This is a genomic window from Vibrio sp. 661 (genome assembly GCF_033339315.1).
GTDB classification, from domain to species: Bacteria; Pseudomonadota; Gammaproteobacteria; order Enterobacterales; family Vibrionaceae; genus Vibrio; species Vibrio alginolyticus.
This window is the reverse complement of record NZ_JAWOUJ010000005.1, coordinates 168880-185275: the sequence shown is the minus strand read 5'-3', so window position 1 is coordinate 185275 and position 16396 is coordinate 168880. Positions and strand designations below refer to the sequence as shown.

Below are 16396 nucleotides of genomic sequence, written 5' to 3'. Positions count from 1 at the left end.
ACTTCCAATACCGTCTCTGCGGTTTATGAAAAAGGCTCCTATGACAGAGCCTTATCTTGTTATGCGTTAGTGACGCGAGCACGTTCTATGGTTGGTTTTTCTTCTTTTGGTTGACGTGCCTGAATTGAATTATCTATGACATTTTTGAGCGCTATCAACAGCCCAACACCGATAAATGCACCAGGTGGGAGAAGCGCTAACAGGAAGCTATTGTCAAATTGGAAAACTTGAATCCGTAGAGCGGATGCCCAGTCTCCTAATAGCAGATCTGCCCCGTCGAATAGTGTGCCATTACCAATTAATTCGCGCATGGCACCTAAAACAACCAAGACGCTCGTCATACCAAGGCCCATCCACAAACCATCTAGCGCAGCGGGTGCAACATCATTTTTTGACGCGTAAGCTTCTGCTCGGCCAATAATAATGCAGTTCGTTACAATCAGAGGAATAAAGATACCTAGAGACAGGTACAAACCGTACGCATAGGCATTCATTAACAACTGAACGCAGGTAACGAGTGAGGCAATGATCATAACGAATACAGGTATACGGATCTCTTTTGGCACATAGTTACGGATAAGAGAAACTGTTACGTTGGATCCAACTAGCACGAGTAAGGTTGCAATACCAAGACCTAATGCATTGGTTATCGTGGAAGAAACCGCTAGCAGTGGACATAAGCCCAGCAGTTGTACGAGAGCGGGGTTATTACTCCACATACCGTTTTTCATCAGTAATTTATTCTCATTCATTACTGCTCTCCTTCACAGCCTAACGGCTGGCTAAGAATGTCTTCACGAGATTGGTTTACGTAGTTAACGGTATTTCGCACCACTTTTACGACGGCTCTTGGCGTGATCGTTGCACCAGTAAATTGATCGAAATCGCCGCCATCTTTACGAACTTTCCACGAATTCCAATTGTTTTCCGTGACTTGTTTTCCTGTAAAGCTCAGGATCCAGTCTGTGACACGAAGATCGATTTTATCGCCCAGACCAGGGGTTTCTTGGTGGTTTAGGACGCGTGTCCCCAAAATATTGCCCTGATTATCAATCCCAGTAATTACTTTTATCTCACCATTGTAGCCATCTGGCGCGATAGATTCTATTGCGATTGCTGTTGGTTCACCATTCTTCGTGGCGAGGTAGGCTGGCATCGCACGTAATGTCCCCAGATCTGGAGACGTGACCATTGTACAAGCTTGCGTGAGTGCGTTGTCATGCATATTTTCTGGAATGACTTGATTCAAAACAGAAAGTAATTGTTTTTGCTCTTGTACCTTGATTTGGTCTTTTGTTAGGTACTGAGTAAGGGCGACTAATCCGGTTGTTGCACAGGCAAATATCGCGAGTGTCAGACCATTTTTTCTAATAGCGGTTAACATGTTTACCTCAGTGACCGTAAGTTCTAGGTTTGGTGTAGTAATCGATCAGTGGCACACACATATTTGCAAGCAACACTGCAAATGCAACACCATCTGGGAAACCGCCCCAACTGCGAATGATAAAAACCAAAGCACCAATAAGCGCACCGAAGATTAAACGTCCTTTGACGGTGGTAGACGCCGAAACGGGATCGGTTGCAATAAAGAATGCGCCAAGCATGGTTGCACCAGATAACAAGTGTAAAACTGGCGACGCAGTTTCCCCTGGCGTCAGCAACGTGAACACTAGGCTAAACAGAGTCAGACTCGCAAGGAAACCTGCTGGAATATACCATTGGATGATACGCTTTTTGATCATGACTATGCCGCCAAGAAGGTAAGCAAGGTTTACCCATTGCCAACCAATACCACCTAAGCCATCAAATATTGGCTGCGACATTACTTCGCTTGGAGTGGCACCTGTAAGAATGCCAGTCTTAAATGCATCAAGTGGTGTCGCCATTGTCACGCCGTCAACACCTGAGCGAACTTGCTGAAGTGATAAGCCGTCGTAATCATAGCCCGTAAAAATTAAAGAGAGTGTATCTGCAAAATTTACATGATCAGGTATGAGTGATGTCGGTGCACTCCAACTCGTCATTTGTACTGGGAAAGAGATCAACAAGACCACATAAGCGACCATTGCAGGGTTGAATAAGTTTTGTCCAAGGCCACCATAGAGGTGTTTAGCAATTACTATCGCAAAAATAAGCCCGATCACCATAATCCACCACGGAGACCATGGTGGTATAGCAACGGCTAACAACCAAGCGGTAACTATTGCACTGTTATCACGTAGCGCTCTCATTGGTGAGCGTTTACGACAGATCATGACTAAGGCTTCAAGGGATACAGCGACTGCAATGGCAAAAATCAGCTGAATAAGCGTACCCCAGCCAAAGAAGTAGGTTTGAGCTACTAAACCTGGAAGTGCGCAAAGTGCCACCCATTTCATTAAGTCTGGCGTACTACGACGACTGTGGGTATGCGGTGAACTGGCAATAAAAAACGACACTACTCGTTCTCCTCAGTATTATTTTTATTAGCTTCTTGTTGCGCTTTGCGTGCCTTCGCGCGCGCAATTGCTGCGGCAACCGCGGCTTTCTTCGGATCCACTTCTGGTTCTTCGGAGGTTGCTTCTTCAACAGGCTCTGTTTGCGTTTCTTGCTTCGCTTTGCGCGCTTTAGCTCGAGCGATGGCAGCAGCCACGGCAGCTTTTTTCGGATCGTCGGTTTGCTCGGCAGGTGCTTCAGCTTCTTCCGCTTCAGTTGAGTCTGCTTGTTTCGCTTTACGAGCCTTCGCGCGCGCAATTGCTGCGGCAACCGCGGCTTTCTTCGGATCCACTTCTGGTTCTTCGGAAGTTGCGTCTTCAACAGGCTCAGTTTGCGTTTCTTGCTTCGCTTTACGTGCTTTGGCACGTGCAATGGCAGCTGCCACGGCGGCTTTCTTCGGATCTTCGGTTTGCTCGGCAGGTGCGTCAGCTTCTTCCGCTTCAGTTGAGTCTGCTTGTTTCGCTTTACGCGCTTTGGCACGTGCAATGGCAGCAGCCACTGCGGCTTTCTTCGGATCGTCGGTTTGCTCAGCAGGTGCTTTAGCTTCTTCCGCTTCGGTTGAGTCTGCTTGCTTCGCTTTGCGCGCTTTGGCTCGAGCAATTGCAGCGGCAACTGCGGCTTTTTTCGGATCGTCGGTTTGCTCGGCAGGTGCTTCAGCTTCTTCCGCTTCAATTGAGTCTGCTTGCTTCGCTTTACGTGCTTTGGCACGTGCAATCGCAGCAGCCACGGCGGCTTTTTTCGGATCGTCGGTTTGCTCAGCAGGTGCTTCAGCTTCTTCCGCTTCAGTTGAGTCTGCTTGCTTCGCTTTGCGTGCTTTGGCACGTGCAATGGCAGCAGCAACCGCGGCTTTCTTCGGATCGCCGTCTTGCTGTGCAGACGTTTCCGATTCTACGGATTCAGTTGAATCTTCTTGTTGTGCTTTTTTCGCTTTAGCTCGGGCGATGGCGGCCGAAACTGCCGATTTTTTATCATCAGCGTTATTGTCTGGCGTTTCGCCTTGCTCTTTTTGTGCTTTACGTTCGCGGGCTAGACGTTTGCGTTCTTCGCGCAGTTTTGCCATTTCTGAGTTATCAGGTTCACTAGAGCCTGCTTTAGCGGCTGCGGCCTGTTTTGCCTTCGCTTTGGCAATGGCTGCCGCTACGGCAGGTTTAACGGCTGGCTCTGCTTTTTCTGTTGTTTCTGTCTTCTGAGCTTTCACTCGTGCGATCGCTGCTGCAATCGCATCATCACCACCAGAAGATTTCATGTCTTTACGGCGCTGATCGGCTGCTTTCTTAAAGCGATTTTCACGTTCTGCTTTTTCGCGTTCCATACGCGCTTTCTTCTCTTCAAAACGCAGTTTTGCTCGCTCTGCCACTTCCGCTTCTTGTGTTCTAGTTCTAATTTCTGCTTTCGCTTGGCGGTAGTACTGTACGAGCGGAATTTCACTTGGACACACAAACGCACAAGCGCCGCACTCGATACAATCCTTTAAGTTTAATTCTTCGAGTTTGTCATACTCTTCAGCTTTCGCATGCCATTGCAGTTGTTGAGGCAGCAGCGAAGCAGGGCACGCTTCGGCACATTGGCTACAGCGAATACATTCCATCTCATACTGGTGCGGAGAGATCTCACGACGAGTCGGAGCAAGGATACAGTTTGCTGTCTTGGTAATCGGCACTTGGGAGTGAGGAAGGGTAAAGCCCATCATTGGCCCACCCATAATTAAACGCTGTAACTTCTTATCTCCTTTATAGCCAAACTCATCCAACAGTGCTTGTACTGGTGTCCCTAATAATGCCCAAACGTTGCGTGGTTGTTTGAAGGTTTTACCAGTGAGAGTCACGATGCGTTTTATCATCGGCTCACCGTCGATGACTGCGCGTTTTATAGCGTAAAGAGAACCAACATTCTGGACCAAAATACCAATATCGGCTGGAATCGCGCCACTTGGCACTTCTTTATTGGTTAAAATTTTGATCAGCTGTTTTTCACCACCAGAAGGGTATTTAGTTGGGATAACGCGAATAACGATATCTTTGTTTATAGCCGCAGCTTCTAGCGCTTTGATTGCTTCTGGTTTGTTGTCTTCAATGCCAATAATCGTGAGCTTTGGTGTCAGGATATGTTCGACAATTTCGATACCTTGAATAAGCTCTTCGGCATGTTCTTGCATGAGCTTGTCATCAGACGTGATGTATGGCTCGCACTCTGCTGCATTAACGATAAGAATCTCGGTACGAGCAAAACCTGATTGGATTTTTTTTGCAGTAGGGAAGCCTGCGCCACCCATACCAGAAATACCAGCGAGACGAATAATATCAATCAGTGCGTCAGGGGTTTCTTGTTGGTAATCTGCGACGGGGTTTCTTTCACACCATGCATCTTTCCCATCAGGCGTGATGACTGCGCACAACTCACTTAACCCAGAAGGGTGCGCGACAGTTCGTGGCTCAATCGCGGTGAGCGTACCTGATGTTGGAGCATGCACTGGAACCGTAAAGCCGGTCTCCGATTGCGTTAATGGCTGACCTTTTAACACGTAGTCACCTTCGGCAACCAGTAGGTTACCCGCTTTACCAATGTGCTGTTTTAGCGGCAATACAATTTCTGACGGGATAGCCGCATGAGCGAGTTCAGTTTTGTTGGACTGCTTTTTATTTTCTGCCGGATGCACACCACCTGGGAAATCCCAAAGCGCGCCTGTACGAATTTGTTCAATCAAAGACAACATGTGAAACCTTACTTAATTGAATCTTTCACGTTCGCTGCATTGTCGGCAGCATCCGTAATGTTAAGTACCGGAATGGAGTGAAGTTGCCACTTCCAGCTTTCTGTGGTCGTTGCCACAGGAATCATTTCAATACAATCAGTCGGACATGGGGCAACACACAAGTCACAGCCCGTACATTCGTCTTTGATTACGGTATGGACCGCCTTTGTTCCGCCTACAATTGCATCCACCGGACACGCCTGAATACACTTAGTGCAGCCAATACACATGTCTTCATGAATAAACGCAACGGTTGGAATTTTGCTGTCGAGATCGTGCGCAGATTCTTCTGGCTCAACACCCATTAAGTCGGCGAGCTTTTCGATTGTTGCCTGACCACCAGGTGGACATTTGTTGATGTGGTCGCCATTTGCAATTGCTTCAGCATAAGGGCGGCAACCAGGGTAGCCACATTGACCGCATTGAGTTTGCGGTAAAATGGCGTCGATTTGATCCACAATAGGGTCCGCTTCAACTTTAAAGCGAATAGAAGCAAAACCAAGTATCGCGCCGAAAATCGCAGCCAGAACCGCTAACGCGATAATCGCAATTAAAATCGTACTCATCGCTTACTTCACCAAACCTGTAAAGCCCATAAAGGCGAGTGACATTAAACCTGCTGTAATCATTGCTATTGATGCACCTTTAAAAGGTACAGGAACGTCGGCGGCGGCTATGCGCTCTCGCATGGATGCAAAAAGTATCAACACCAATGAGAAACCAACAGCGGCGCCGAAGCCGTAGATGATCGATTCAATAAAGTTATGGTTTTCATTAATGTTAAGAAGTGCCACGCCCAATACTGCGCAGTTTGTTGTGATCAGCGGTAAGAAAATGCCAAGCAAGCGATAAAGCGTCGGGCTGGTTTTGTGCACAACCATTTCGGTGAACTGCACCACAACGGCTATCACCAAAATAAAACTCATGGTTCGAAGGTACTCAATACCCAGTGGACGAAGGATGTAGCTTTCCACTAAATACGCACACACTGACGCGAGCGTTAGCACAAAAGTTGTCGCTAAGCCCATACCTATTGCTGTTTCCAGTTTTTTGGACACGCCCATGAAAGGACATAGGCCCAAAAACTTCACCAGTACAAAGTTGTTCACCAGCACAGTGCCGACCAACAACAAAACATATTCGGTCATAGTTATTACGTTCTTAAAATCCGATCTTGATATTATCGTGTTTTGTGACACCAATAACAACCAGTGAACGATGTGGTTTTACATACACGATGGAAAAATAGTCGTCTAATTGATGTATTTTGATGAATCAATAAGAAATTGAATCGTTTGCTGAATGTATTGTTAGCGAGAGGATACTACCTATTAATTTTCATCTAATGTGTGATTTTAAAAAAGCCCGCCTCTCCCAGGTAGAAAAGAGAGGCGGGCAATGTATATTTACAAGCTAATTATTTAAACTTTCTGAGTGCTTGATGGACTGTGTTTATATCTTACTCGTGAAGGTACGAGTGATGACGTCTTGCTGTTGCTCTGTCGTTAGAGAGTTAAAACGTACCGCATAACCAGACACTCGAATCGTCAACTGAGGGTATTTCTCTGGATGTTCAACCGCATCCAATAACATCTCTCGGTCTAGAACGTTGACGTTAAGGTGTTGACCACCTTCAATCGCAATGCCCTCGTTGCTTGCTTCGTGATGGAAGTAACCATCCATTAGCGCAGCTAGGTTCTTCTTCTGACTCAAGTCATCTTTACCCAATGCGTTAGGCACAATTGAGAAAGTGTAAGAAATACCATCTTTAGCGTAAGCGAACGGTAATTTAGAAACCGATGCCAGAGACGCAACCGCCCCTTTTTCATCACGACCGTGCATTGGGTTTGCACCCGGTCCAAAAGGCATACCTGCGCGACGGCCATCTGGTGTATTACCCGTTTTTTTACCGTAAACCACGTTAGATGTGATTGTTAAAATCGATTGAGTTGGCACTGCTTCGCGGTAGGTGTGCATCTTCTGAATTTTCTTCATGAAGCGCTCAACTAGATCACAAGCGATGTCATCAACACGGGCATCGTTGTTACCAAATTTTGGATAATCACCTTCGATTTTAAAATCAACGGCGATGCCATCTTCATCACGAACGGGTTTCACGGTTGCGTATTTAATTGCTGCTAAAGAGTCTGCAACAACAGACAGACCTGCAATACCACACGCCATCGTGCGGTGCACGTCGCGATCCATCAATGCCATCAGTGATGCTTCGTAGCTGTAACGGTCATGCGAATAATGGATGATGTTCAACGCTGTGACGTATTGCGTTGCTAGCCACTCCAACATATTGTCGAAACGAGGCATCAAAGCGTCAAAGTCGAGAATTTCATCTTGAACTTTGTCCACTACCGGACCCACTTGCGCTTTCGATTTTTCATCGATACCACCATTGATGGTGTAAAGCAGTGCTTTTGCAAGGTTGGCACGTGCACCAAAGAATTGCATGTGCTGACCAACAACCTGCGGGCTCACACAACAGGCAATCGCGTAGTCGTCATTGTCGAAATCAGGACGCATTAGATCGTCGTTTTCGTATTGAACCGAAGAGGTATCAATCGACACTTTTGCAGCATATTGTTTGAACGCTTCAGGCAATTGCTCTGACCAAAGAATCGTCATGTTTGGCTCAGGAGCAGGGCCCATAGTATGTAGCGTATGTAAGTATCGGAATGTCGTTTTAGATACTAGCGTACGGCCATCAACACCCATACCTGCCATGGCTTCTGTTGCCCAGATTGGGTCGCCAGAGAACAATGAATCGTATTCTGGTGTGCGTAGGAAGCGAACCATCCGTAGCTTCATGATGAAGTGGTCAATCATTTCTTGCGCTTGTGATTCATCAATCAAACCGTTTGCTATATCGCGTTCTAGATAGACGTCTAGGAAAGTCGAAGTACGGCCCAGTGACATTGCTGCGCCGTTTTGCGATTTAACCGCCGCTAGGTAGCCAAAGTAGGTAAATTGGATCGCTTCTTGTGCAGTTTTTGCAGGTAGCGACATATCAATGCCGTATTTCAGACCCATTTGACGAATGTCTTCAAGCGCTTGAACTTGATCGGCTATTTCTTCGCGCAGACGAAGTGTTTTCTCAAGATCGTTGCCTTGTTCTAAGAACGTTTGTGTTGAGTTGTATTGCTCTTTTTTGTCTGCTTTTAAGAAGTCGATACCGTATAGGGCGAGACGACGATAGTCACCAATGATACGACCACGGCCATAGGCATCAGGAAGGCCCGTGATGATGCCGGATTTACGACACGCTAGGATTTCTTTGGTGTAAAGGTCGAAACACGCTTTGTTGTGAGTTTTACGGTATTCAGTGAAGATTTTTTCAACCGTTGGATCCAGCTCGCGGCCATAAACTTCGCACGAGTTTTTGACCATGCGAATCCCGCCATTGGCGATGATTGCACGTTTTAGCGGTTGATCAGTTTGTAAGCCAACGATCTTTTCCAGATCTTTGTTGATGTAGCCTGCATCGTGGGAAGTGATTGTTGAGGGCAAGTCTGTGTCAAAATCAATAGGGGCGTGTGTGCGGCTTTCTTGTTTTATGCCTTCAAGCACTTGGTTCCATAATGCTGAAGTGGATTCGCTAACTTCAGCTAAGAAAGTCTCGTCTCCCTCATAGGGTGTATAGTTTTTTTGGATGAAGTCACGAGTGTTGACAGAGTTTTGCCATTCACCAGCAGTAAATCCAGCCCATGCATCTAGCATGTCAGTTGTCGGAATAGTCATAAGTAAATCCCTAAGTTATTGATAATTAGAATGGAGGCGACGAGTAGGACGGAACCATTCTTAACCCTTTTAATCGTATGGATTTATTTATTATGAGTAAAATGAATGCTTTTCATTTTTTTAATGATTAAATTGCATTAATAATAGATTCAACTATTTACGATTGTGTTTTGCTAGAAAAGAGACAGAATTAAATGTGTGGTGCTGTGAGAACACTATCTATGACAATGTTATGAGTTCTGTAATTTGAACTTTTTTCGGTGTGATTTTATGGCGCCTAGATTGGCTTAGATTTCATGGCGATTAAGATACAAAAAAGCCGTGTCTTGCGACACGGCTTTTCTATAATCTGGCTCCTCCTGCTGGGCTCGAACCAGCGACCTGCGGATTAACAGTCCGTCGCTCTACCAACTGAGCTAAGGAGGAATTGCTTTGCTTGAAAGCGGGACGGATCTTACCGAGCACTCAAACTACTGTCAACAGTAAAAAAATACATTTTTAGCAAAAAATATTGAGTTAAGGGCTTTACTTTTCTGTATGGCTTGCCAGTAAAGGCTCGAGGTTAGTTATCCACTAAATTTGTGGATAAGTGTGTTGATGAGATCTGGGTAAAGAAAATTTATATGCAACTAAGTTTTTATTTGGTGAATTTTTAGTCGGAGTTATGCGTAAAATAAGCAAATAAAACAGAGATTTATCGATGTTAATCAAAAGGTATTCAAAGTGGATAAAAATCAATCTTTTGGGGATAAGAAAGTTTTAAGCTAATTTTTGGGGAAAAGTTGTGGAAACTATAATGTAAAGAATGTGTGTAGCTCTTCAACTAGGGCGAAGTACTATATCAGAGTCACTTTTGTATGGCTATAGCATTCTAGACAAACAAGAAAATTTATTAACAATGATGGTTAAATTCTCGATAGACGTAGATTTCATTAGCTAAGGTGTATATATATACAGCCAAAGCGCAGTAAAATTGAGGAAGGGTATGAGTAAAGTCTATGAATTGGTCTCCGATTATCAGCCGTCGGGCGATCAACCAGGAGCGATCAATCAGTTGCTTGAGGGGCTCGATGCTGGGCTAGCACATCAAACCTTGTTGGGGGTCACAGGCTCAGGTAAAACCTTCACACTAGCGAATGTGATTGCTCAAGCCCAACGACCTGCAATATTACTTGCGCCAAACAAAACGCTTGCTGCTCAGTTATATGGTGAGATGAAGTCATTCTTTCCTAATAATGCGGTTGAGTATTTTGTTTCTTACTACGATTACTACCAACCTGAAGCATACGTTCCCACAACAGATACTTTCATTGAAAAGGACGCTTCGGTTAACGCCCACATTGAGCAAATGCGACTGTCTGCCACTAAAGCTTTATTGGAACGGAAAGACGCTATTATCGTTGCTTCGGTTTCAGCTATCTATGGTTTGGGTGATCCGGAATCCTACTTACAAATGATGCTTCATTTGCGACGTGGAGATGTGATTGATCAGCGTGATATGCTTCGTCGCCTAGCGGAGCTCCAATACTCGCGCAATGATGTTGCTTTTGAGCGAGGGCAGTTCCGTGTCCGTGGCGAGGTGATTGATATATTCCCTGCTGAATCAGACCAAGACGCTGTGCGCGTTGAGATGTTTGACGATGAGGTGGATTGCATCAGTGTGTTCGATCCATTGACAGGCGTGGTGAAACAACGAGACTTGCCGCGCTATACCATCTATCCCAAGACGCACTATGTCACGCCAAGAGATCGCATTCTTGAAGCGATTGAAAATATTAAAGTCGAACTAGAAGTGCGCAAAAAGCAGCTTCTAGATAACAACAAGCTACTGGAAGAGCAGCGAATTAGCCAGCGCACTCAATTCGATATCGAAATGATGAATGAGTTGGGCTTTTGCTCCGGTATCGAAAACTATTCTCGTTATCTCAGTGGACGCTCGGAAGGTGAGCCGCCACCAACCCTGTTTGACTACTTACCTCATGATGGCTTGTTGATCATCGATGAATCTCACGTGACAGTACCGCAGATAGGTGCCATGTATAAAGGCGACCGTTCGCGTAAAGAAACGCTGGTGGAGTTTGGTTTCCGGTTACCTTCAGCTTTGGATAATCGTCCACTGAAGTTTGAGGAGTTTGAAGCACTAGCGCCACAAACGATTTTCGTCTCTGCTACTCCTGGAAATTACGAACTAGAAAAATCGGCGGGTGATGTAGCGGATCAAGTCGTTCGTCCTACAGGCTTGCTTGACCCTGAGTTGGAAGTTCGCCCAGTAGCGACCCAAGTCGACGACCTATTGTCTGAGATCCGTATTCGCGCAGCTAAAGATGAACGAGTTCTGGTTACAACACTGACCAAACGAATGGCTGAAGATCTCACCGAATACCTTCACGAACATGATGTTAAGGTACGTTATTTACACTCAGACATTGATACTGTTGAGCGTGTGGAAATTATCCGTGACCTTCGTCTTGGGGAATTTGACGTGCTGGTGGGAATAAACTTATTGAGAGAGGGCCTGGATATGCCAGAGGTCTCGTTAGTTGCAATTTTGGATGCGGATAAAGAGGGCTTCTTGCGGTCTGAACGCTCACTCATTCAGACCATTGGTCGTGCTGCACGAAACATCGAAGGTAAGGCGATTTTATACGCTGACCGAATCACCAACTCAATGAAAAAGGCGATGGATGAAACTAACCGTCGTCGCGAGAAGCAGGAAGCGTACAACGAAGAAATGGGTATTTCGCCACAAGCGCTCAAACGAAATATCAAAGACATCATGGAACTTGGCGATATCACTAAGTCTAAACGCCAGCGTAACACTAAACAGGTACCATTATCGAAAGTGGCGGAGCCTTCGCAAACTTACGAGGCACTGTCCCCTCAGCAGCTAGAAAAAGAAATCAGTCGACTGGAGGCGGCGATGTATCAGCATGCGCAAGATTTAGAATTTGAGTTAGCGGCACAAAAGCGTGACGAGATTGAAAAACTACGAGCGCAGTTCATCGCAAATAGTTGAACAAACTTACCGATTTAGCTATCCAAGCATTTTAGGTCGCTTGTAAAAAAAAGAAGCCAATAGGCAGTCGGGTCTATTGGCTTGTTTTGTGAACATATCGTTCACTAACAACGTCAGTTGGCTAGGTGACCCGAGGGGTCATTATCGTTACAGCATGGTTTGTGCCATTTTTTAAATAATTGATATTATTTTTGAATTTTTTCCTTTGCCCATAATTTAGTTAATGTTATTTGCAAAATGCAAAGCGTAATGCGATTATTGTTTAAAACACAACAAAATAATAGCTAGGTTATGCAACAAAAACCCGAAGGCCCAAAGTCTCGTTACCTTTTAATGGTCGAGGACACCGCATCTGTTGCGGCTCTGTACCGCTCATACCTGACACCGCTTGGCATAGATATCAATATTGTCGGCACAGGTAGGGATGCCATTGAGAGCCTAAATCATCGAATTCCAGATCTTATTTTACTCGATCTCCGTCTGCCAGATATGACGGGGATGGACGTTTTACATGCCGTTAAAAAGAGTCATCCCGACGTACCTATAATTTTTATGACCGCTCACGGTTCTATCGATACCGCTGTCGAGGCCATGCGTCATGGCTCACAAGACTTTCTAATTAAACCGTGTGAAGCAGACCGTTTACGTGTCACGGTTAACAATGCAATTCGTAAAGCGACCAAGCTAAAAAATGAAGCCGATAATCCAGGCAATCAGAGCTATCAGGGGTTTATCGGCAGTAGCCAAACCATGCAGCAGGTTTACCGTACGATAGATTCAGCGGCGAGCAGTAAAGCGAGTATTTTTATCACAGGTGAAAGTGGTACTGGTAAAGAGGTATGTGCCGAGGCTATTCACGCAGCAAGTAAACGTGGTGACAAACCTTTTATTGCAATTAACTGTGCTGCAATTCCAAAAGATTTGATTGAGAGTGAACTGTTTGGTCACGTAAAAGGGGCCTTTACTGGCGCTGCGAATGATCGTCAAGGGGCAGCTGAGTTAGCGGATGGCGGCACACTTTTTCTAGATGAGCTTTGTGAGATGGACTTGGATTTACAAACCAAGTTGCTACGATTTATTCAAACGGGCACATTCCAAAAAGTGGGTTCCTCAAAAATGAAGAGCGTGGATGTGCGCTTTGTTTGTGCCACTAACCGTGATCCCTGGAAAGAGGTACAAGAAGGTCGATTCCGTGAAGATTTGTACTATCGTTTGTATGTCATTCCTTTGCATTTACCGCCTTTACGCGAACGAGGCGAAGATGTTATTGAAATTGCATACTCACTGTTAGGTTACATGTCACACGAAGAAGGAAAAAGCTTCATACGTTTTGCGCCTGATGTCATCGAGCGATTCAACAGCTATGAGTGGCCGGGTAACGTTCGTCAGTTACAAAACGTGCTACGCAATATCGTTGTTCTAAACAACGGTAAAGAGATTACGTTGGACATGTTACCGCCACCGTTGAATCAACCGCTTGACCATCCGTCGTCTGTGGCTAAATTAATTGAGCCGAAAGCGATGACCGCATCTGAGATTATGCCATTATGGATGACGGAAAAAATGGCAATCGAGCAAGCGATTGAAGCATGTGATGGCAATATTCCTCGAGCGGCGGGATATCTTGATGTCAGTCCGTCGACGATTTACCGCAAGTTACAGGCATGGAACGGCAAGGAAGAGCGGCAAAAAGTATGAGTGTAAATGTATTAAATCAGCAAAAAATAGATGAACTGTCGATGGAAATTGGCAGTGACAACGTACCTGTACTGTTCGATATCTTCCTAGGAGAAATGGATACCTATATCGAGAACTTATCCCAACTGCAGGGGGCAGAGCGATTAGCTTACTCAAAAGAAATCAGCCACGCGTTGAAAAGTAGTGCTGCGAGCTTTGGGGCAGATCGCCTTTGTGAACTGGCTATGTCCATAGACAAAAAAGCGAAAGCCGGTGAGTTGACTGCGGAGTCTGAGGAGTTAGAGGCTATGTTCGATCTTTTGCACGAAACTCGAGATGCTTATCGCTCTTGGCGACAGTAGCTATTTTTTCTATTAACCATTTTTTCTATTAACCATTTTTTCTTAGTAAACATCTGTTTTTACTGGATGCCTGAACTAAAACCCTTCGATGACAGAAGGGTTTTCATTATCAATAAACACCTTAAAAGAGGGCGCTAGCCAGGTAACGTGCTCTTAAATAGAAAGTTGTAGCTGATTTTCAATCGCTAGTTTGAGCTTGTTTCTATCGTGACGCCAGTCTCGGTTAGAGGAGGCGAGTGACTCCGTCACTACATTCCATTGACTTAAGACGTCTTGCTCGGTTTTCTCTGCTAGAACCACGTCTATTTTTCTTCCTTGACAGGCACGTTCACACCATTCTAATTTTTGAGCCATCGTCATTCGTCCCGCTGGGCCGTATTCTGGACTCAGGTTAGCAACAAAAATGACTTTTGCTTTTGTGTTTGCTGCAATCGCTTTGCCGAGTTCAGGCAGCAATAAAGGAGGCATGATACTAGTTAAAAAACTGCCAGGGCCAAGAATAATCGCGTCAGCTTCCGCCAAAGCTGTGATGGCTTCTTTGGTAGCAGGCACTTCTGGTGAAAGATCCAAACGTCGCAAGTCTGCTTTCATTTCGTCGACATTTGTTTCTCCCGTAACCCACTTCCCATCTACGGATAACGCGGAAAGATCCGAAGGGTGTTCGGACATAGGAAGGATGTTAACGTCGACTTTTAACATATTGCGAATCAGATTAATGGCATCTAAAGGTCTGACCGATAAGTTATCGAGTGCAGTAAGCATCAAGTTACCAAGATTATGACCATCAAGTTCGCCAGTGCCTTTGAAGCGATATTCAAACATCATAGAACTGATCGAAGGCTCTGTAATGAGCTGATTAATACAGTTACGTGTGTCTCCCCAAGCGATTCCTCCTTGGCAGTGACGAATTCTTCCTGTTGAACCACCATTGTCAGTCGTGGCAACAATCCCAGTTGCATTGCTGCCAAAATCTCGTAATGCGGCCAGCATTCGACCTAAGCCATGACCACCGCCAACAGCGACCACTTTTTTATCTGTGTAGATATTCATTATGTTCTTCTAATAATCTAATAAAAAACGGCTACAATTTATCTTAAGGAGTGTCTTAAAGGTACTCACTTAGCGGTAAATTGTGTCTCTAGAGAGTTTTTTATCACTCAAGTCTGGATTCCATTACAAATATTAAGTATTTTACACCGCAAAGCTATCAGAGATTTCATATCTCTGGTTGCCATAACTCCGAGCTCACTATTGCTAAGTCCTTGGATAGGCGTTTTGAGCCAGTGGCATACTGTCACAAGGGCATGATTGGAAATGGCCATGCCTCCCGTGTTTGGAAAGGTGTTCCGTGGCGCAACAATTCGAAGACAAATTTCATCGTAAGTTTTATTACTTGCGTCTGTCTGTGACCGACGTATGTAATTTCAAATGTACCTATTGCCTTCCTGATGGCTATAAGCCTTCGGGCAATAAAAACTCGTCTTTTTTATCTCTCCCTGAAATCAAACGGGTCGTAAAAGCATTCGCTGATTGTGGCACATCAAAAGTGCGCATCACTGGTGGTGAGCCTAGCTTACGCAAAGATTTTACCGACATTATCCATTCAGTAGCGGCGACGCCTGGCATTCAAAAAGTTGCAACGACGACCAACGGCTATCGCATGGCAAAACAAGTCGCAGATTGGCGTGAAGCGGGTTTAACCCACATTAATGTCAGTGTGGATAGCCTTGACCCGCGTATGTTTCATCAAATCACAGGTGAAAATAAGTTTACTGAAGTCATGAATGGTATCGAACGTGCGTTCGAGGTCGGTTATGAGCAAGTAAAAGTTAATGTGGTGTTGATGAAAGATCTGAACCATCACGAGCTGCCAGCGTTTCTTAACTGGATAAAAGATCGTCCAATCCAACTGCGTTTCATTGAGTTGATGCAAACGGGTGAGATGGATGAGCTATTTAATAAGCACCATGTATCCGGAGTGGCAATTCGTAACCAGCTAATTGCAAATGGTTGGTTGCTGAAAGTGCGCTCGCATAATGATGGTCCTGCGCAAGTATTTGTTCATCCTGATTACAAGGGTGAAATAGGTCTTATCATGCCTTATGAAAAAGACTTTTGTGAAAGCTGCAACCGACTGCGCGTTTCTGCGATGGGTAAGCTGCACCTATGTCTGTTTGGAGACCACGGTGTAGAATTGCGTGATCTTTTGGAACGTGATGAGCAAGAGAGTGAGCTTATTGAACGTATCCAGGCGCAGTTACAAACCAAGTCGGTAAGCCATTTCTTGCATGATGGCAATACTGGTATGACGCCACACCTCGCGTCTATCGGCGGCTAACTTCATTCAATTTTTAGAGCGAGTTC

Annotated in this window: 12 protein-coding genes, 1 tRNA gene and 1 riboswitch; of the genes, 4 read left to right on the top strand and 9 right to left on the bottom strand. The window is 45.2% G+C overall.

Translation table 11 applies throughout. The features are described 5' to 3' along the window. Positions 1 to 59: 59 nt before the first annotated feature. From R7P69_RS12490 to R7P69_RS12455, 8 genes are all read right to left on the bottom strand, one after another. Entirely contained in the window at positions 60 to 752 is a 693-nt protein-coding gene (locus R7P69_RS12490; RefSeq protein ID WP_005380745.1) for an electron transport complex subunit E, read from the bottom strand. Next, the gene (rsxG, locus tag R7P69_RS12485) at positions 752 to 1384 is read right to left on the bottom strand and encodes an electron transport complex subunit RsxG (protein ID WP_005380747.1); all 633 of its coding nucleotides are present in this window, start codon (positions 1382 to 1384) and stop codon (positions 752 to 754) included. The genes R7P69_RS12490 and rsxG overlap by 1 nt, the downstream gene beginning before the upstream one ends. Before the next feature lie 7 nt (positions 1385 to 1391). Then, positions 1392 to 2438 (bottom strand): electron transport complex subunit RsxD, encoded by a 1047-nt coding sequence (rsxD, locus tag R7P69_RS12480; protein ID WP_005390256.1) that lies wholly within the window; start codon positions 2436 to 2438, stop codon positions 1392 to 1394. Then, positions 2438 to 5188 carry an electron transport complex subunit RsxC gene (rsxC, locus tag R7P69_RS12475; RefSeq protein ID WP_258619188.1) on the bottom strand — a complete coding sequence of 917 codons (2751 nt, stop codon included), beginning with the start codon at positions 5186 to 5188 and terminating at the stop codon, positions 2438 to 2440. The genes rsxD and rsxC overlap by 1 nt, the downstream gene beginning before the upstream one ends. An 8-nt stretch (positions 5189 to 5196) precedes the next feature. Then, a complete protein-coding gene (gene rsxB, locus R7P69_RS12470; RefSeq protein WP_005380760.1) occupies positions 5197 to 5793 on the bottom strand; it encodes an electron transport complex subunit RsxB in 597 nt (198 codons plus the stop codon). A gap of 3 nt (positions 5794 to 5796) precedes the next feature. Beyond that, positions 5797 to 6375: an electron transport complex subunit RsxA gene (rsxA, locus tag R7P69_RS12465; protein WP_005380762.1), complete on the bottom strand. Its 579-nt coding sequence runs from the start codon at positions 6373 to 6375 to the stop codon at positions 5797 to 5799. A gap of 304 nt (positions 6376 to 6679) precedes the next feature. Beyond that, positions 6680 to 8977, bottom strand: a complete 2298-nt coding sequence (pflB, locus tag R7P69_RS12460) for a formate C-acetyltransferase (RefSeq protein ID WP_213899700.1) — start codon at positions 8975 to 8977, stop codon at positions 6680 to 6682. A gap of 350 nt (positions 8978 to 9327) precedes the next feature. Continuing rightward, positions 9328 to 9403 (bottom strand) — tRNA-Asn (locus R7P69_RS12455). Between the two features lie 559 nt (positions 9404 to 9962). Here R7P69_RS12455 and uvrB point away from each other — a divergent pair. From uvrB to luxU, 3 genes are all read left to right on the top strand, one after another. Beyond that, entirely contained in the window at positions 9963 to 11993 is a 2031-nt protein-coding gene (gene uvrB / locus R7P69_RS12450; RefSeq protein ID WP_017636056.1) for an excinuclease ABC subunit UvrB, read from the top strand. 291 nt (positions 11994 to 12284) lie between these two features. Then, a complete protein-coding gene (gene luxO / locus R7P69_RS12445) occupies positions 12285 to 13691 on the top strand; it encodes a quorum-sensing sigma-54 dependent transcriptional regulator LuxO (protein ID WP_017636055.1) in 1407 nt (468 codons plus the stop codon). Then, on the top strand, positions 13688 to 14032 hold the full coding sequence (gene luxU / locus R7P69_RS12440) for a quorum-sensing phosphorelay protein LuxU (protein ID WP_017636054.1): 345 nt from the start codon (positions 13688 to 13690) through the stop codon (positions 14030 to 14032). Before luxO ends, luxU begins: the two co-directional genes overlap by 4 nt. Before the next feature lie 153 nt (positions 14033 to 14185). Here the strand turns inward: luxU and R7P69_RS12435 are convergent, their stop codons facing one another. After that, positions 14186 to 15082, bottom strand: a complete 897-nt coding sequence (locus tag R7P69_RS12435; protein WP_005388931.1) for a YvcK family protein — start codon at positions 15080 to 15082, stop codon at positions 14186 to 14188. Positions 15083 to 15257: 175 nt separating this feature from the next. Continuing rightward, positions 15258 to 15392: riboswitch (molybdenum cofactor riboswitch) on the top strand. On the opposite strand from R7P69_RS12435, the gene moaA reads away from it, so the two are divergent. Further along, positions 15381 to 16370 (top strand): GTP 3',8-cyclase MoaA, encoded by a 990-nt coding sequence (gene moaA, locus R7P69_RS12430; RefSeq protein WP_017636052.1) that lies wholly within the window; start codon positions 15381 to 15383, stop codon positions 16368 to 16370. It overlaps the preceding riboswitch by 12 nt. The last annotated feature ends 26 nt before the right edge of the window (positions 16371 to 16396 follow it).